The 1,248-nt window shown below is 63.3% G+C and carries 1 protein-coding gene; it reads right to left on the reverse strand.

Annotated features, from left to right (window positions below; translation table 11 throughout):
- Positions 1 to 30: 30 nt before the first annotated feature.
- Positions 31 to 1,011: an IS110 family RNA-guided transposase gene (locus ACSFBF_RS36010; protein ID WP_435458101.1), complete on the reverse strand. Its 981-nt coding sequence runs from the start codon at positions 1,009 to 1,011 to the stop codon at positions 31 to 33.
- Positions 1,012 to 1,248: the final 237 nt, after the last annotated feature.

The raw sequence follows: 1,248 nt of genomic DNA on the forward strand, positions 1-1,248 counted from the left end.
CGCAGCGAAATAAAGACACCGTTGTGCCTGTCAAGCACCGGCCGTCTTGAGGTAGTTCGCGTCGAAGGGTTTTCGAGACCTCAGGACGCCGTAGGCGATGGCCAGAAGCTTGTGCATGCAGGCCACGACGATGAGCTTGCCGGGCTTGTTCTGCGCCTTCAATCGCTGCCAGAACTGGGCCACCAACGGGTTGTACCTGCCGGCCACCATGGCCGGGAAGTAAAGCGCCTTCTTGAGCTCCCGATGCCCCTGAGGGTGTGTGCCTCGCCGCTTGTCCAACGATGTTCCGGACTGCCTGATCATCGGCGTCAGGCTGGCATAGGCAATCAGCGCCTTGACCGAGGCGAACCGCTCGGGGCGCCCGATGTACGCCAGCAGCTGGGGAATCGTCCTGTCCCCAAGGCCTGGAATCGATGCGAGAAGCTCGCTGCGCTGCTGCAGATCGGGGTCGTCATCGATGGTCTTGCGGATCTGCATGCGCACGTCCTCGATGGACTCGTCCAGGCTCGCGATGACCGCAACGAGGGATGGCTTGACCGCGTCGTGGGCGACCTCCAGGCGGTTCAACTCACCCTGCCGGAGCTCCAGCAGCGTGTCCAGCCGGGCCACCAGCGCCTGCAGGGAGCGCACGGCAGCAGAAGGTGCCTCCCACAACGGCGGGGCTGTCTTGTCGCAAAACCGCGCCAGGGCCTTCGCATCGCCCTCGTCGGTCTTGTTGCGCACCCGTTCCAGTTCCATGAATCGCTTGACCTGCAGCGGATTGACGACCGAGACCGCCACCGCATGGTCGTGCAAGGCAAGCGCCAAGCCCTCGTGGTACGTGCCGGTGGCCTCCATGCAGACATGGGCTGCCGCCGTGCCCCCGGGCAGGTGCGAGTCCAGCCAGTCCAGCAGCTGCGCGAAGCCGCTTGCGTTGTTGGGGAACACCTTGGAGCGATATTTGCCGTGCGCTCTCAGCCACGCCACGTCGAGCTTCAGCTTGCTGATGTCGACTCCTACTTTGCATGTCACCGTGGTACTCCTTGCTTGAAGGATCAACGCGCCACATTCGACATGCACACCCTGATATGCGGGGTCATCGCCAGCACATGGCCGGCGACGCCCCAAGACACCGTTCGAGCTACAGCGTCGAATCCGTGCGGTTCCCCAGTCTTTATTGCGGGCTGGACAGCCCAAGGAGGAGAGCGGGGTTTACCGGACGGGCTCCCTTCAGCGCTACGGGAGCGGGAGAAACAATATCAGGAGGAG

Source organism: Variovorax nivicola, from assembly GCF_051216475.1.
Classification (GTDB): domain Bacteria; phylum Pseudomonadota; class Gammaproteobacteria; order Burkholderiales; family Burkholderiaceae_C; genus Variovorax.